14 protein-coding genes are annotated in these 15,984 nt (G+C 48.6%); 9 read left to right on the top strand and 5 right to left on the bottom strand.

Annotation, left to right across the window (positions count from 1 at the left end; translation table 11 throughout):
- Positions 1 to 2: 2 nt before the first annotated feature.
- From HMPREF0980_RS06080 to HMPREF0980_RS06070, 3 genes are all read right to left on the bottom strand, one after another.
- Positions 3 to 836 carry an ABC transporter permease gene (locus HMPREF0980_RS06080; RefSeq protein WP_049728190.1) on the bottom strand — a complete coding sequence of 278 codons (834 nt, stop codon included), beginning with the start codon at positions 834 to 836 and terminating at the stop codon, positions 3 to 5.
- A complete protein-coding gene (locus tag HMPREF0980_RS06075; protein ID WP_049728189.1) occupies positions 829 to 1,743 on the bottom strand; it encodes an ABC transporter ATP-binding protein in 915 nt (304 codons plus the stop codon). Before HMPREF0980_RS06075 ends, HMPREF0980_RS06080 begins: the two co-directional genes overlap by 8 nt.
- 91 nt (positions 1,744 to 1,834) lie before the next feature.
- Positions 1,835 to 2,500 (bottom strand): response regulator transcription factor, encoded by a 666-nt coding sequence (locus HMPREF0980_RS06070; RefSeq protein WP_049728188.1) that lies wholly within the window; start codon positions 2,498 to 2,500, stop codon positions 1,835 to 1,837.
- Positions 2,501 to 2,724: 224 nt separating this feature from the next.
- On the opposite strand from HMPREF0980_RS06070, the gene ilvN reads away from it, so the two are divergent.
- From ilvN to HMPREF0980_RS06050, 4 genes are all read left to right on the top strand, one after another.
- Positions 2,725 to 3,222: an acetolactate synthase small subunit gene (gene ilvN, locus HMPREF0980_RS06065; protein ID WP_049728187.1), complete on the top strand. Its 498-nt coding sequence runs from the start codon at positions 2,725 to 2,727 to the stop codon at positions 3,220 to 3,222.
- 70 nt (positions 3,223 to 3,292) lie between these two features.
- Entirely contained in the window at positions 3,293 to 4,306 is a 1,014-nt protein-coding gene (gene ilvC / locus HMPREF0980_RS06060) for a ketol-acid reductoisomerase (protein WP_049728186.1), read from the top strand.
- Positions 4,307 to 4,467: 161 nt separating this feature from the next.
- Complete coding sequence (locus tag HMPREF0980_RS06055) at positions 4,468 to 5,109, top strand: phosphoribosyltransferase (protein WP_049728185.1); 642 nt, start codon at positions 4,468 to 4,470, stop codon at positions 5,107 to 5,109.
- Positions 5,110 to 5,149: 40 nt separating this feature from the next.
- Positions 5,150 to 5,791: a type I phosphoribosyltransferase gene (locus HMPREF0980_RS06050; RefSeq protein WP_049728184.1), complete on the top strand. Its 642-nt coding sequence runs from the start codon at positions 5,150 to 5,152 to the stop codon at positions 5,789 to 5,791.
- Between the two features lie 152 nt (positions 5,792 to 5,943).
- On the opposite strand, the gene rpsT is transcribed toward HMPREF0980_RS06050, so the two are convergent.
- Positions 5,944 to 6,207, bottom strand: a complete 264-nt coding sequence (gene rpsT, locus HMPREF0980_RS06045; protein ID WP_049728183.1) for a 30S ribosomal protein S20 — start codon at positions 6,205 to 6,207, stop codon at positions 5,944 to 5,946.
- Positions 6,208 to 6,390: 183 nt separating this feature from the next.
- Between rpsT and gpr the strand changes: the two genes are divergently transcribed.
- The 4 genes from gpr (at position 6,391) to HMPREF0980_RS06025 (ending at position 12,971) form a co-directional block, all read left to right on the top strand.
- Positions 6,391 to 7,344 (top strand): GPR endopeptidase, encoded by a 954-nt coding sequence (gpr, locus tag HMPREF0980_RS06040; RefSeq protein WP_049728182.1) that lies wholly within the window; start codon positions 6,391 to 6,393, stop codon positions 7,342 to 7,344.
- A 151-nt stretch (positions 7,345 to 7,495) separates the two neighbouring features.
- Positions 7,496 to 8,683 carry a stage II sporulation protein P gene (gene spoIIP, locus HMPREF0980_RS06035; protein ID WP_242847346.1) on the top strand — a complete coding sequence of 396 codons (1,188 nt, stop codon included), beginning with the start codon at positions 7,496 to 7,498 and terminating at the stop codon, positions 8,681 to 8,683.
- 110 nt (positions 8,684 to 8,793) lie between these two features.
- A complete protein-coding gene (locus HMPREF0980_RS06030; RefSeq protein ID WP_049728181.1) occupies positions 8,794 to 10,716 on the top strand; it encodes a DNA gyrase/topoisomerase IV subunit B in 1,923 nt (640 codons plus the stop codon).
- A 14-nt stretch (positions 10,717 to 10,730) separates the two neighbouring features.
- Complete coding sequence (locus HMPREF0980_RS06025) at positions 10,731 to 12,971, top strand: DNA gyrase/topoisomerase IV subunit A (RefSeq protein WP_049728180.1); 2,241 nt, start codon at positions 10,731 to 10,733, stop codon at positions 12,969 to 12,971.
- Between the two features lie 29 nt (positions 12,972 to 13,000).
- Here HMPREF0980_RS06025 and HMPREF0980_RS06020 read toward each other — a convergent pair whose 3' ends face one another.
- Entirely contained in the window at positions 13,001 to 14,050 is a 1,050-nt protein-coding gene (locus HMPREF0980_RS06020; RefSeq protein WP_049728179.1) for a LacI family DNA-binding transcriptional regulator, read from the bottom strand.
- A gap of 251 nt (positions 14,051 to 14,301) precedes the next feature.
- On the opposite strand from HMPREF0980_RS06020, the gene HMPREF0980_RS06015 reads away from it, so the two are divergent.
- Complete coding sequence (locus HMPREF0980_RS06015; protein ID WP_049728178.1) at positions 14,302 to 15,963, top strand: glycoside hydrolase family 13 protein; 1,662 nt, start codon at positions 14,302 to 14,304, stop codon at positions 15,961 to 15,963.
- The last annotated feature ends 21 nt before the right edge of the window (positions 15,964 to 15,984 follow it).

The following is a 15,984-nucleotide window of genomic DNA, read 5'->3' as shown; positions in this document are numbered from 1 at the left end:
CTTTACTTGATATCTTTTTTGCGGAACACGACGATTCCGGCACCGGTTGTAACGATTGCAATTAAAACTGAGTATGCGGGAAGCTGCCATACATGAACGGCAGACATAGTGGCATACTGCAGGCTCTGGCCTGTCGGCAGGATGTCCATAAGTGCTTCATACACTTTGCGCTTCGTACCGGACACGTAGGATGGGTTGGGCTGAGCCTCCTGTTCCACGACATTTCCTTCATCATCCGTGTAAGTATAGCCTTCGTACATCTCAGGAGAGTTGAGAGCGGAACTGAGATATATGGCGGTAAACAGGAGGACAAATACGGTCATCACTACGGTTACGGCCGCGACTGCCTTGTTCTGTATCATCATGCTGAGGAAGGTGAAGACAGAAGTGAAGGCGATTACCATGAGGAGCGTTCCGGCCAGGGTGGCAAGCACGGTCTCCCCTTTTGCAACAAAAAAGCCGAACAGAGGGAATCCTATGCCTGCGGCAGTGATGAGGAACGACAATGTCATAAGAAGCCCGGCGGCTGTACACACGATCAGGTTGGCTAGGTATATACGTCCTCGAGTATGCCCGACCATGAGCTTATTGCGGATTGTGCCATCGCTGTATTCCGTACCGAGAAATAAGCAGCAGAACACGGCTGAGACTATTCCGACCATTATAGAGTATGAAAAGAATATATTATCGATGTAAAACCGTTCGCCATATCTTTTTGCATCCATATAATTTCCAAATATGAGGAATGCCCCGTATCCGGCCATAAATAGGATACCGAGCCAGAACACCTTATCTTTTTTCAGCCGTGCAAAGTTAGCACATAATAATCTATTCATATCTTTCACCTCCCAGCAGGCTTATATAATAGCTCTCCAGCGTTTCATCATGCTGATGTATGGCAGTTATGCTGCAGTGTTCTTCTGCAAGTGCCAGTACGAGGGCCGTGATATCGACAGCGGAAAAGACATCTGCGCACGTATCGGACAGCACCTGGTATTCAAGCTGCATATGATCCAGCATACGTGTGAGTACGTTTATGTCAGTGACTTCCATGCGGGTACATTTTCTGCACGCTGCGTCGAGCTCCTGAGCGCTGATCTCTTTCACCATGCAGCCCCTGTCGATGAAGCCATAATGGGTTGCCAGACGGGACAGCTCGTCGAGGATATGGCTTGATATGAGAACGGTAATCTGCCGTTCCTGGTTCAGCTTCAGAATGAGTTCGCGTATCTCGATGATTCCCTGTGGATCCAGTCCGTTGACCGGTTCGTCAAGCACGAGAAAGTCCGGGTTTCCTGCAAGGGCGACTGCGATTCCGAGCCGCTGGCGCATGCCGAGAGAGAAGTTCTTTGCTTTCTTCTTCCCTGTCCCTTCAAGGCCGACCAGCTTCAAAAGCTCCGGAATGTCATCAAAAGACGGCAGTCCAAGGATACGGTACTGTTCCCTTATATTATCTTCGGCACTCATATCAGGGTAGATGGACGGCGTCTCCACGACGGCCCCCATCCTCCTTCTGCATCTGGCAATGTCTTTGTCTGTATCTTTGGTGCCGTACAGCCGGTATCCGCCGGATGTGCATTGCTGCAGTCCGCATATGAGCCGGATCAGGGTCGTCTTTCCGGCGCCATTTTTCCCTATAAATCCGTATATAGCCCCTTTTGGTACGTGCATGGTCAGGTGATCCAGCGCCTTAAAATGTTTATAATGCTTGCTCAATGAATCTGTAGTCAGAACATAATCCATATGTGAAGCCTCCTTCTTTGTTGATACAGACAGTTTAGCTTATAATGGTTAAGGAAGCGGTTAAGAGAAAGGTAAAGATATCGTTAAGATTTTAATCTTCCTTCATTTTGAAGCCAATGCCCCATACAGATTCGATATAATCTTTGCCGCCCGCATCCAGCAGCTTTTTCCTTATATTGCTCATATGCACCTTGAGGGAACTTTCGGTGCAGTCGGGCGTGTCCTCGCTTATGCGTTCCAGTATGGCAGATTTTGTACACACGTGTGAAGGATGCTGTATCAATAACTTTAAGATGGCATATTCCGTCCGGGTCATCCTGACCGGCTGTCCGCATACAGTGACCGTGTGTGATGCCGTGTCTACGTCTATATCGTCATATATGAGGTTCGTGGACATACCTGCCGCGGCTGTGTTCCTGAGCTGTACGGTGATTCTCGCCAGCAGTTCCTTCGTGTCAAAGGGCTTTGTGATATAATCAGCAGCGCCGCCGAGCAGCAGAGATACCTTGTCTTCAACATCAGCCTTGGCGCTCATGATAATCACAGGTATATCTTTGATTCGGGGCAGCACTTCCTCACCACTCAGGCCGGGCAGCATCAGGTCAAGAAGAATAAGATCCGGTCTGCAGGAGGACAGAAGGAGCAGCGCCTCTGTGCCGGAATAAGCGCGGGTTACGCGGTAGCCCTCCCTGTCCAGCAGCTCTTCGAGCATAGTTCCTATATACATATCGTCGTCTATAATCAGTATGTGTTTCATTTCGGCCTCCTCCATACGGCATGTGATTCAACAGGCAAGGCGGCCTGCGCGAATTATTTCTTTTATAAGGATACTATACTTGTTTTGGCAGGTCAAATAAAGTAAACTGGATAAGGGACATAAACTATTTTTCCAGAAGAGACACTTGACAAAAACATAATAAATTGATATCATTAAAAAACAGAACGCACTCTGTTTTGGTGATGGAAGAAAAGAGGTGCAGTATGCAGAGAGTATATTCATTGCTGGTAGACAACAATCCAGGTGTGCTAAGCCGGATTGCCGGACTGTTCAGCCGCCGCGGCTACAGTATCGACAGCATCACGGCAGGCGTGACTGCGGATCCGAGATTTACGAGGATTACGATAGTGGCAAGCGGGGATGAGCTGATTCTGTCCCAGATTGAGAAGCAGGTGAGAAAGCTTGAAGATGTGATTGAAATCAAGGTTTTGAAGCCGGAGGATTCTGTCTACAGGGAGCTTATCATGGTTAAGATACTTGCAGACCCCGCGCAGCGGGCGGAAATCGTGTCGCTGGCTGACATTTTCAGGGCGAAGATAGTGGATGTGGAGAAAGAGTCTCTCATGGTGGAACTGACCGGGACTCAATCCAAGCTGGAAGCGTTTCTGAACCTGCTGGACGGTTACGAGATACTGGAACTGGCAAGAACTGGAATAACCGGGCTGTCACGCGGCATAAAAGATGTGACGATCATAGAGTAGCACGAACAATTAGGAAGCTAAAGGAATCACCCTTTAACGATAAAAGTAATGAAAAGCAGGAGGAATACATATGTCAGCAAAAATTTATTATCAGGAAGACTGTAATTTATCCTTATTAGAAGGAAAGACGATTGCCGTCATCGGTTACGGAAGCCAGGGACATGCACATGCCCTTAACTTAAAAGAATCCGGATGCAACGTAATCATCGGCCTTTATGAGGGAAGCAGGTCATGGGCCAAAGCAGAGGCGCAAGGATTTGAAGTGTTTACAGCGGCGGAAGCGGCAAAGAAAGCGGACATCATCATGATTCTAATCAACGATGAGAAGCAGGCTGCAATGTACAAAAAAGACATCGAGCCAAACCTGGAAGAAGGTAACATGCTCATGTTCGCACACGGGTTTGCGATTCATTTCGGACAGATTGTAGCGCCAAAGAATGTAGACGTAACGATGATTGCCCCGAAGGGACCCGGACACACGGTAAGAAGCGAATATCAGGCAGGAAAAGGTGTTCCATGCCTCGTTGCCGTAGAGCAGGATGCTTCCGGCAAAGCGCTTGACAAAGCGCTTGCATATGCGCTCGGTATCGGCGGAGCAAGAGCCGGTGTTCTTGAGACGACATTCAGGACAGAGACGGAGACAGACCTCTTCGGAGAGCAGGCCGTATTGTGTGGCGGCGTGTGCGCGCTGATGCAGGCAGGCTTCGAGACATTGTGTGAAGCAGGATATGACGCGAGAAACGCTTACTTTGAGTGTATTCATGAGATGAAACTGATTGTGGATCTGATCTACCAGTCAGGATTTGAAGGAATGAGATACTCCATCTCCAATACAGCAGAGTACGGCGATTACATAACAGGACCGAAGATTATCACGGACGACACGAAGAAAGCCATGAAGAAAATCTTAAGCGATATCCAGGACGGCACATTCGCCAAAGACTGGCTGACTGAAAACGCATGCGGCGCACCACATTTCAGAGCAATGAGGAAGCTGGCCACCGAACATCCGTCAGAAAAGATAGGAGCAGAGATCAGAAAGCTCTACAGCTGGAGCGATGAAGACAAGTTGATCAATAATTAATTTTGAAAGGGGTCAGACCCCTGCGTATGCAGGGGTCTGACCCCTTTCAAAATTCCCGCCGTTTTCTGAATACTTACTGTAATTTTCTGTACAGTATGTTAAAATATAATTATCTAATAAATCACGAATATTGCAGATCATGGCAGGAAGGAGAGTGGGCCATGGATATTAAATTACAGGATTTACGTTCCGAGAGAAACCCTAAGGCAAGGATTAAGATTATGCAGGGGCACTTCGCCAGAAGCCATTCCCATGTGAATACTTACATAGACATATCTACAGTCAAATGCCGGTGTAACAATGCAAGGGAAGCGGCCCGGGTGCTGGCGGAGCCATATCTTTCGTCCACACGGGTCGATACGATTGTCTGTCTGGATGGCATGGAGACGGTCGGGGCGTTTCTGGCCGAAGTGCTGATGGAGCCGGGTGCGATATCTGTCAACGGCAAAAGCAACATATCAGTCGTTGCGCCGGAGCAGAACCAGCTTGGGCAGATGATGTTCCGTGACAATACGAAGCGGATGATAGGCGGACAGCACGTGCTGATTCTTGCCGGTTCCATCAATACGGGCAGGACGATGCTTCAGGCGATAGACACGGTCGTCTATTACGGAGGAAACGTGTGCGGCGTGTGTGCCGTGTTCAGTGCGGCAACGAGGGTTGCCGGCATCGATATCCATGCCATCTTTACCATGAGGGAAATCCCGGGATACCAGGTGTATCCGGATCATGACTGCCCGCTTTGCAGGAAGGGGATTAAAGTCGATGCGATAGTGAACAGTTATGGATATTCTGGTTTATAGCTGATTTAGACAGCAATTATAAAAAGGAGGAGTATGACCGATGGATTCAAGATTTACAGATCTTCGTTCTGCCAAGAACCCAAAAGCGCGTATCAAGATAATGAAAGGGCATTTTGCCACGAGCAATTCCCACCTGAACACCTACATTGACATGTCAACCATCAAGACGAGACATAACAATGCGAGAGAGGCGGCAAAGGAGCTGTCGAACGAGTATGTCAACAATACGATGGTGAATACGCTTGTCTGCCTCGATGAGATGGAAGTTATCGGTACATTCATGGCGGAACAGCTCGCCGACGGAAGCAGCATGTCGCTGAGCGCCGGCAATAATATCTCTGTCATCACGCCGGAATTCGATATGCTCGGGCAGATAATGTTCCGGGACAACAAGCAGCGGATGATTCAGAATCAGCAGGTGCTCATACTGGCCGCTTCTGTCACGACAGGAAAGACGATACACAGGGCCATAGACTCTATCTTGTACTATGGCGGAACCGTCTGCGGAATCTGTTCTATATTCAGTGCGGTGAACAAGATAGCAGGGATGGAGATCAAGACCATATTCACGAGCAAAGATCTCCCGGATTACCGTGCATATGAAGCCGGAGACTGCCCGCTCTGCGGGGAAGGAAAGCGTGTTGAGGCACTGGTGAACAGCTACGGATATTCCAAGCTGTAAGAAACGTGGACAGGTTCAGGATGACAAACGGGACAGGGACGGAGGGTAAGCCGACGTCCCTGTCCCGCAAGGAGTGGACATCACTTCCATGGAAGGCATGAAAAAAACAGCCACTGACGGGATGGCTGTTCTTCAAAGATTCTCTATTCTAATTAAGCAATCGTGTTTACAGCTTTTGTTAAACGGGAAATCTTTCTAGAGCAGGTATTCTTGTGATATACGCCTTTGCTGCCCGCTTTGTTGATTTCTCTGACCGCAGTCTTAAGAGCGTCTGCAGCTACAGCCGCATCTTTATTAGCTACAGCAGTCTCGACTTTCTTAATACAGGTCTTAACTTTAGATTTGATCGCCTTATTTCTAGCAGCTTTCGTTTCGTTTACTAAAATTCTTTTCTTTGCAGATTTGATATTAGCCAACTCGTCCACCTCCAATATCTTATAAATTCTTTTTTCGATTTCATATTCGTTAGATCCGGACACGGACGTTCTAACGGAACATACTCATTCATTTTATTCCAAGGAATACATAATGTCAATACATATTTCTCAAAATATTGTAAAAACTAGCATTTAAATGACGACTAAAGCGAGGGTGTGGAAATGATTGAGAAGTATAGCATCAGAACAGACCTGGCATTGGAACAGAAAGAGCGTTTCGAGTCAGATAATGTTGAAGTACAAGGGGTTGTATTAGAAGAAAGTTATGATGAAGAACGTGAGATAAGGATTACCACGGTTAAGATCGAGACAGAGAAGGGCGCCAAGACGATGGGCAAGCCTGTCGGAACCTATATTACGATGGAAGCGCCGAATCTGGCCGTTCCAGATGAAGGGTATCACGAGGAGGTGTCCGAAGAGCTCATGAAATTTCTCCGGAAGTTTATCGATGAGGACAAAAAGGACTATTCCGTCCTTGTGGTAGGGCTCGGAAACCGTATGGTCACGCCGGACGCACTTGGCCCCTATGTGGCCGATAATCTTAACATCACGAGGCATATCGTGAAAGAGTACGGGAAATATGCCATGGGGGAAGAGGAGGTACATCTTATCAGCGCCATCGTACCTGGAGTCATGGCCCAGACCGGCATGGAGACGGTAGAGATTATCCGCGGCGTAGTCAAAGAGACGGAACCGGATATTATCATCGCCATTGACGCGCTTGCCGCAAGAAGCTCAAAGCGGCTCAACCGTACGATTCAGATTGCGGATACGGGCATCAATCCCGGTTCCGGGGTGGGGAACCACAGGAACGCGATTACAGAAGAGACGGTAGGGGTCCCGGTCATAGCAATCGGCGTTCCGACCGTAGTAGATGCAGCCACCATCGTAAACGATACGATGGAGAATCTTATCGCGGCGCTGGAGACTTCAGAGACGCTTCGGGGAGTGGGAGTCGTGATGCAGGGGTACAATGCCGCAGAAAAGTATGAGCTCGTAAAAGAGCTCATTTCCCCGCATCTGAACGGGATGTTCGTGACGCCAAAGGATATAGACGAGACGGTCAAGCGGATCAGCTTCACCATCTCGGAGGCGCTGAACATGCTGTTTGCGTAAGGGCGGTACCTGGGCCGGCAAGTCAGGACATCGGCTGCTGCAGACAAGAGGAAGGTTTATTGCAGAGGACATGCACATAATCACGATGGCAGCATCATATAGTGTTAAAACAGCAATAAAAATGTAATCAGATTAGGTGCGTGGTTTAATTTTGAAAGTAAGACATCGGATCAATAAAATAGTCATTGCAGTACCCGTATGCATTCTGGCAGTCTATGCCGGAATGCATACGCATGTAGACCCGGCGGGCAAGGTAAAGTATGAACTGAGCGAGATGCTCATGGAAGAATCACAGCAGATCTATCTCCCGGGATTCGCATATACACAGGGGAGCAGAGGAAGTTCCTTCAGAGACTGGGTGACGACGGCGGCCATGAATATGATGCCGCTTGGTACATATGTAGAAGGGAAGTCAAGCATACATACTGATGTAGAAGATAAAGAGACGTACGAGATGATACTGGCACAGCAGGCCAACGATGAGAATGCCGTCGATGAAAACGGCAAGCTCATCCAGAACGACGAAAAAGAACAGAACGAAGAGGCCGTACAGACTTCGGGGACAAAAATCGATACATCGATAGAAAAACTGAAGAACTACGAGTATCTCGTCGGTAATTTCTATGTAATCGACGGTGGAACGATGACCTCGGCCGATGAGCTGAATGCGGAGAAGCTGATGGCGAAAGATATGAAGATAGATGAGAAGTCGGACGGCCCAAAGGTCCTCATCTACCATACGCATTCCCAGGAAGCATTCGCTGACTCGAAGGATGGAGATGCAAGCACGACCATCATGGGCATGGGCGACTACCTGTCCACGCTGCTGAACGACAAGTATGGCATCCAGACGATGCACCATGAAGGTGTCTACGATCTCGTGGACGGCAAGCTGGACAGGAGCAAGGCTTACCAGCTGGCAGAGCCGGAGGTGCAGAAAATTCTGGAGGAGAATCCGAGCATCGAAGTTGTCATCGACCTGCACCGGGACGGCGTGGCAGAAGGGACGCACCTCGTGACCGAGGTGAACGGAAAGCCGACGGCCCAGATCATGTTTTTTAACGGTTTGAGCAGAACGAAGGCCAACGGGAACATAGACTATCTGAAAAACCCATACATAGAGGATAATCTTGCATTTTCACTTCAGATGCAGATTTCCGCCGCAAACAAATACCCCGGTTTCACGAGACGGATATACCTGAGGGGATATCGTTATAATATGCATCTGAAGCCAAAGACGCTGCTCATAGAGGCGGGAGCGCAGACGAATACGGTGGAAGAGATGAGAAATGCGATGGAAGTCCTGGCGGACACACTAGATAATGTGCTGACGAAGTAAAATGTGTTTGATTAACCCTATATTTTGTGCTACTATAATGAAAGCATGGAATTTTCTGCCGTTTTGAAGGCGGAAATTGATGAAGATACACATGAAAGGAACCAGAAGGAATGACAAAGAAAAATACATATGACGCTGACAGTATTTCTATATTGGAAGGGCTCGAGGCGGTCCGGAAAAGGCCAGGCATGTATATCGGAAGTGTTTCCACAAAAGGTCTGAACCACCTGATCTACGAGATCGTAGACAATGCGGTAGATGAACATCTGGCGGGCTGCTGTGATGAAATACGTGTGACGCTGGAAAAAGACGGCTCTGCAACCGTATCTGACAACGGCCGTGGCGTTCCGGTAGGGCTTCATGCGAAAGGCGTATCGGCAGAACGTATCGTATATACCACACTTCATGCAGGAGGCAAGTTTGACGATGCATCGTACAAAACGAGCGGGGGGCTGCATGGTGTGGGCTCTTCTGTCGTAAACGCCCTCTCTGCTTATATGGATGTGCAGATAAGCAGGGAAGGATATATCCATCATGACCGTTACGAGCGGGGCAAGCCTGTCATAGAGCTGGAGGACGGCCTTCTACCGACCATCGGAAAGACGAAGAAGACCGGCACGAAGGTGAATTTCCTACCGGATGATACCATATTTGAAAAGACGAGGTTCCGCGCGGAGGAAGTAAAGAGCCGGATGCATGAGACCGCTTATCTGAACCCGGCGCTTACGATTATTTTTGATGACTTGCGGGGAGAGGCTCCCGAGCATATCGTGTATCATGAGCCTGACGGCATCCTTGGTTTTATCAAAGAGCTGAACCAGAAAAACGAAGCCATCCACGAGCCGGTGTATTTTAAAGGGACCGCTGACGGCATCGAGGTGGAAGCCGCTTTCCAGTATGTCAATGAGTTCCATGAAAACGTGCTCGGGTTCTGCAACAATATTTACAATGCCGAGGGCGGCACCCACCTGACCGGATTTAAGACGACATTTACGACTGTCATGAACCAGTATGCGAGGGAGCTCGGTATACTGAAGGAGAAGGATGCCAATTTTACCGGTGCAGATATACGTAACGGTATGACGGCTATCGTCTCCATCAAGCACCCGGATCCGAGGTTTGAGGGTCAGACGAAGACGAAGCTGGACAACCCTGATGCCGCCAAAGCGGTCAGTAAAGTGACGAACGATGAGATAACAAGATACTTTGACCGGAATCTGGACAACCTTAAGAAAGTCATCTCATGTGCGGAGAAGGCAGCCAAGATCCGTAAGACAGAAGAGAAGGCCAGGACGAACCTTCTGACCAAGCAGAAATATTCCTTTGACAGCAATGGTAAGCTTGCCAACTGCGAGAGCCGGGATGCCGCGCAGTGCGAGATCTTCATCGTGGAGGGAGACTCTGCCGGAGGTTCTGCAAAGACGGCGCGGGACCGGATGTTCCAGGCCATACTCCCAATCCGCGGAAAGATTCTCAATGTGGAGAAAGCAAGCATAGACAAGATACTTGCCAATGCGGAGATCAAGACGATGATCAATGCATTCGGCTGCGGATTTTCAGAAGGATATGGCAATGATTTCGATATCAGCGGCCTGCGCTATGATAAGATTATCATCATGGCAGATGCCGACGTGGACGGGGCCCATATCTCTACGCTTCTTCTGACGTTGTTCTACCGGTTCATGCCGGAACTGATCTATGAAGGCCATGTATATGTGGCCATGCCTCCGCTCTACAAAGCCATACCGAAGAAGGGGGAAGAAGAGTACCTGTACGATGACAAGGCATTGGAGCGCTACCGCAGGTCACACGACGGCCCGTTTACGCTGCAGCGTTATAAAGGCCTTGGCGAGATGGATGCCCAGCAGCTCTGGGAGACGACGCTGAATCCCGAGACGCGGCTTTTGAAGCGCATAGAGATTGAAGATGCCAGGATGGCGTCCGGCGTAACCGAGATGCTCATGGGGACAGAGGTTCCTCCTAGAAGGACATTTATCTATGAAAATGCCACCGAGGCAGAACTGGATATATAAGAGGAGAAGATAAAATGCAGGATTCACAAATCATAAGAACCGAATATTCGGATCTGATGAAGAAATCATATATCGATTATGCGATGAGCGTCATCGTGGCCAGAGCTCTGCCAGATGTGAGGGACGGGCTGAAGCCGGTACAGAGGCGGACGCTCTACGATATGCACGAGCTCGGTATCCGCTATGACAGGCCATACCGGAAATGTGCCCGTATCGTGGGCGACACGATGGGTAAATACCATCCCCACGGCGACAGCTCGATTTACGATGCGCTTGTAGTCATGGCGCAGGAGTTTAAGAAAGGCATGATTCTTGTAGACGGCCATGGGAACTTCGGATCGATCGAGGGAGACGGCGCGGCCGCCATGAGGTATACGGAGGCACGTTTGGCCAAGCTTACGCAGGATGCATATCTGGCGGATCTTGATAAGGATATCGTAGATTTTGTCCCAAACTTTGACGAGACGGAAAAGGAACCCGAAGTGCTGCCTGTGCGTGTCCCCAACCTGCTCATCAATGGGGCGGAGGGGATTGCGGTAGGCATGGCTACAAGCATTCCGACCCATAACCTTGGAGAAGTGGTTGATGCTGTAAAGGCATACATGAAAAATGATGAAATCAGCACAAAGCAGCTGATGAGATATATAAAGGGGCCGGATTTCCCGACCGGAGGAATCGTGGTCAATAAGGACGAACTGCCGGACATCTACGAGAGCGGGGCGGGCAAGATCAAAGTCCGGGGTAAAGTTGAAACAGAGGATATGAAGGGCGGCAAGAAGCGGCTTGTGGTGACGGAGATTCCTTATACGATGATTGGGGCCGGAATCGGCAAGTTCCTCAATGACGTGTGCGCTCTTGTGGAGTCGAAGAAGACGAATGACATCGTTGATATCTCGAACCAGTCTTCCAAAGAAGGCATACGTATCGTCATCGAGCTGAAAAAGGGCGCGGATGTAGAGAATCTCACGAATATGCTCTACAAGAAGACACGTCTGGAAGACACGTTTGGCGTCAATATGCTGGCAGTAGCCGGAGGCAGGCCGGAGACGATGGGGCTTAAGCAGATCATCGAACATCACGTGGACTTCCAGTTCGAGCTGGCTACCCGCAAGTATAAGAACCTGCTCGTTAAAGAGCTCGACAGGAAAGAGATACAGGAAGGGCTTATCAAAGCGTGTGACGTCATCGACCTCATCATAGAGATACTGCGCGGCAGCCAGTCGGTCAAGGACGCGAAAGCATGTCTTACGAAGGGCGTGACAGAGAACATCAGATTCAAGACGTCCATCTCCAGGAAGATGGCAGCCATGCTCCGTTTTACCGAACGACAGGCGTCCGCGATACTGGAGATGCGGTTATATAAGCTGATTGGCTTGGAGATAGAAGCGCTTCAAAGAGAACATGAAGAGACGCTTAAGAATATTGCCTCATACGAAGATATTCTGAATAACTATGATTCCATGTCAGAAGTTATCATGGAGGATCTGGACAGGATTAAAAAGGAATATGGACGCCCCCGGCGCACCGCGGTGGAAAATGCCGCGGCAGCAGTATTTGAAGAGAATAAGATAGAAGAACAGGAGGTCGTGTTCCTTATGGACCGCTTTGGCTATGCAAAGACAGTGGACAATGCGGTATATGAGCGGAACAAGGAAGCAGCCGATACTGAGAACCGGTATGTGCTTTCCTGCATGAATACAGGGAAGATCTGTCTCTTTACCAATACCGGGAGGATGCACCAGTTAAAAGTGCTGGACCTGCCTCACGGCAAATTCCGGGACAAAGGCCAGCCGATCGACAATGTGAGCAACTATGACAGTACCCAGGAAACGATAGTCTATCTGTGTGACGCACAGCAGATGCAGATTGCAAAGCTGCTGTTCGTGACAAAGGCCGGTATGGTCAAGAAGGTGGACGGTATGGAATTCCAGGTCGCCAAGCGCACGATAGCGGCCACGAAGCTCCAGGACGGGGATGAGCTCGTAAGCGTGCAGGTGATAAATGACAGTCAGAATATCGTCCTGCAGACGAAGGACGGCTACTTCCTGCGGTTTCCTGCAGCGGAAGTATCTGAGAAGAAAAAGGGAGCCGTCGGTGTCAGGGGAATCAAGCTGCAGAGGAACGACGAAGTGGAACATGCCTATCTCTTTGAAGAAGGAACAGAGGCAAAAGTGGTATTCAGGGAAAAAGAAGTGACGCTTAACAGGCTGAAGCCGGGTAGGAGAGATACGCAGGGAGTGAAGAACAGAGGATAAGAAGCCGGAGGTGGGCGCGCTTGTGTAAGCTATGCGCCCATCGCCGGTTCTTTCTCCGTTGTCTCACGCCGGATCAGGACCGGTGTGACGACCTTGTGTATTGGCTGCGCAAACGGTGCAGGTTTGCGCTTCTTCCGTTCGTTCATCAGTTCTACGAGCAGGCTGACCGCTTCATGTGCCAGCTGGTCGATCTGCTGTCCGATCGTGCTGATTGGAATAATGGCTTCACGGGAGATGGGAGAGTTGTCAAAACCGATTATGCGGTAGTCATCCGGCAGAAAACCATACTTTCTTACAATCAGGTTCAGAAAAAGATTGGCATAAGTATCGCCGGATACAAAGATCCCTTTCTTCTGGCCGCCATAGTTTTCTTCAATCCGTTCAAACACAGACGTAAGGTTCTGTGAACATCTCTCAAAAGAAGTACCCAATTCAGTATAGATGATCTCATTTTGGATATCATGCTCCAGGCAGAAGTCCTGGAATCCTTTGATGCGTTCATAATCAGGCCAGTTCTCCGGGACATGAGAATTGATATGCAGCAGGACGTCACAATCGTGCCGGGCAAGCAGGCTTGCAGCCTGGGTCGCACCCATATAGTTATCGGTATTAACGCTGCATACATATCTGTCCTCCCGCTCAATCGTGACAATGGGGACTTGATATGACGCAAGTTCGTGGGAAGGTATCGTATGGCTTAGTATTATCATGCCTTCTATCTTATAGGCGAGAAGCTCCTGGATATACCGGCGTTCAATCTCTTCATTTTCATTTCCGGCGAATACGAGGAATTTATATCCAAATTCTTCATAGGTCAGCAGAATCTGGCTGAGCATCTCTGAGTAGTAATTCAGGTAAATATTCGGCACGATTATGCCGATAAATTCTGTTTTCCCGTTGGCGAGGATCCGCGCCACCTTGTTTTCCTTATAGTCAAGAGCTATGAGAGCGTCAGAAATGATTTTCTGGTTCTCAAGTGTAAGTGAATCCGGATTGTTAAAGTATCTGGATATGGTTGTTTTAGAAAAATTTGTATATTTTGCGATGTCATTGAATGTTATGTTTTTTTTCTTTGCCATATGTGCCTCTTTCTGCCTGTATAAACTTGCTTTTTATAATGTTCTAGAGCCAGTATAACAAAAAAAAGATTTAGAAGCAATAAGTAAACGGTTAAGTAACCGGTTTTGTTGAAAGTGTATAAATTCACAGCCCGAAATAGGTGAGATACACGAAAATCTATTTTATAATTGACGTTTCTATCTTCGGGTGATATGATAAAACCATAAAAGTAACCGGTTACTTTACCGGTTACTCATGGAGGGAATTAAACATGGAAAAGAAATGGTGGAAAGAAGCTGTAATCTATCAGATTTATCCACGAAGCTTTGCGGACAGTAACGGCGATGGCGTGGGAGACTTGAATGGAATCACAGAGCATCTGGATTATCTGGATGAACTCGGTATTGATGTGATATGGCTGTCTCCGGTATACCAGTCTCCAAATGAGGATAACGGGTATGATATTTCTGATTATCAGAGCATTATGAAGGATTTTGGAACCATGGAAGATTTTGACCGGCTGCTTGCGGAAGCACATCGCAGAGGCATCAGGATTGTCATGGACCTTGTCGTCAACCACACATCAGATGAGCATCGCTGGTTTGTGGAGAGCAGAAAGTCAATCGATAATCCGTACCGGGATTACTACATATGGAAAGAGCCGAAGGACGGCGGGGAGCCAAACAACTGGGGGGCCTCCTTCGGCGGTTCAGCCTGGGAATACGACAAGGACAGCAACATGTATTACCTGCACTGCTTTTCGAAAAAGCAGCCGGATCTGAACTGGGAGAATGAAAGAGTCAGAAAAGAAGTGTACGAGATGATGAGTTGGTGGTGCGACAAGGGAATCGATGGTTTCCGGATGGATGTAATCAGTATGATTTCGAAAGACCCGGCATACCCGGACGGTACGGTTGAGGATGGACGCTATGCAGACTTGCAGCCTTATGTGTGCAATGGGCCTAAGGTCCATGCATACCTCCAGGAAATGAACCGGGAGGTATTGTCCAGATACGATCTTCTGACAGTAGGAGAAGCGGCAGGCGTTACGGTTGATGAAGCCAAAAGATATGCGGATTCCAGGGGAACAGAGCTTGGCATGGTATTTCAATTTGAGCATATGGACGTGGCGGCGGGAGAGCATGGGAAATGGACAGATAAGCGTGCAGAGATGCCAAAGCTCAGGGCGGTTTTGAACAAATGGCAGACGGAGCTTGAGGGGAAAGCGTGGAACAGCCTGTACTGGAACAACCATGACCAGCCAAGGGCCGTGTCAAGATTCGGCAATGATTCCGATGAATACAGAGTAATCTCGGCTAAAATGCTGGCCACCTGTCTGCATATGATGAAAGGCACCCCGTATATCTACCAGGGAGAAGAGCTTGGCATGACGAATGCTTACTTTGACAAGCTAGAGCAGTATAGGGACATTGAAAGTATCCATGCGTATGAAGACTATACGAAGGCCCGTGTCATGAGCGGGGAAGAGATGCTCAGGTGTCTGAAGGCGGTGAGCCGTGACAATGCAAGAACGCCGATGCAGTGGGACGGCAGCAGAAACGGCGGGTTTACAGAAGGGATTCCATGGATAGAACTGAATCCAAATTATGTGACAGTGAATGCAAAAAAGGAAATGGAAGACGCTGACAGTATATTTCACTATTACAAAAAGCTGATTGCGCTGAGGAAGAAACATGACATTATCGTGTATGGAACCTTTGTCCCTCTGCTGGAAGATGACGATAATCTATACGCATATGAGAGGACGCTCAAAGGGGAAAAGCTTGTGGCGGCGTGCAATTTTAGTGAAAAGATTCAGCAATGTACAATATTTGAGGGGATGGCTGACCGTGGTACAGAGCTGATATCAAACTATGAAGCTCATGAACCAGGCGTGCTCCTGCCATATGAGGCGCGGGTTGTGTTGATATAAGCCCCTTTATGGGCAATAGAT

The sequence above is a fragment of the Dorea sp. D27 genome, assembly GCF_001185345.1.
Classification (GTDB): Bacteria; Bacillota; Clostridia; order Lachnospirales; family Lachnospiraceae; genus Extibacter.
This window is presented reverse-complemented; position numbering and strand designations above follow the sequence as displayed.

What these genes read in the sequence shown, in the direction of transcription:
- ilvN (WP_049728187.1), top strand. Translation starts at nt 2,725, where the DNA reads ATGCAGAGAGTATATTCATTGCTGGTAGACAACAATCCAGGTGTGCTA.
- HMPREF0980_RS06055 (WP_049728185.1), top strand. Translation starts at nt 4,468, where the DNA reads ATGGATATTAAATTACAGGATTTACGTTCCGAGAGAAACCCTAAGGCA.
- HMPREF0980_RS06050 (WP_049728184.1), top strand. Translation starts at nt 5,150, where the DNA reads ATGGATTCAAGATTTACAGATCTTCGTTCTGCCAAGAACCCAAAAGCG.
- HMPREF0980_RS06080 (WP_049728190.1), bottom strand. Translation starts at nt 836, where the DNA reads ATGAATAGATTATTATGTGCTAACTTTGCACGGCTGAAAAAAGATAAG.
- gpr (WP_049728182.1), top strand. Translation starts at nt 6,391, where the DNA reads ATGATTGAGAAGTATAGCATCAGAACAGACCTGGCATTGGAACAGAAA.
- ilvC (WP_049728186.1), top strand. Translation starts at nt 3,293, where the DNA reads ATGTCAGCAAAAATTTATTATCAGGAAGACTGTAATTTATCCTTATTA.
- HMPREF0980_RS06070 (WP_049728188.1), bottom strand. Translation starts at nt 2,500, where the DNA reads ATGAAACACATACTGATTATAGACGACGATATGTATATAGGAACTATG.
- HMPREF0980_RS06025 (WP_049728180.1), top strand. Translation starts at nt 10,731, where the DNA reads ATGCAGGATTCACAAATCATAAGAACCGAATATTCGGATCTGATGAAG.
- HMPREF0980_RS06020 (WP_049728179.1), bottom strand. Translation starts at nt 14,050, where the DNA reads ATGGCAAAGAAAAAAAACATAACATTCAATGACATCGCAAAATATACA.
- HMPREF0980_RS06015 (WP_049728178.1), top strand. Translation starts at nt 14,302, where the DNA reads ATGGAAAAGAAATGGTGGAAAGAAGCTGTAATCTATCAGATTTATCCA.
- HMPREF0980_RS06030 (WP_049728181.1), top strand. Translation starts at nt 8,794, where the DNA reads ATGACAAAGAAAAATACATATGACGCTGACAGTATTTCTATATTGGAA.
- HMPREF0980_RS06075 (WP_049728189.1), bottom strand. Translation starts at nt 1,743, where the DNA reads ATGGATTATGTTCTGACTACAGATTCATTGAGCAAGCATTATAAACAT.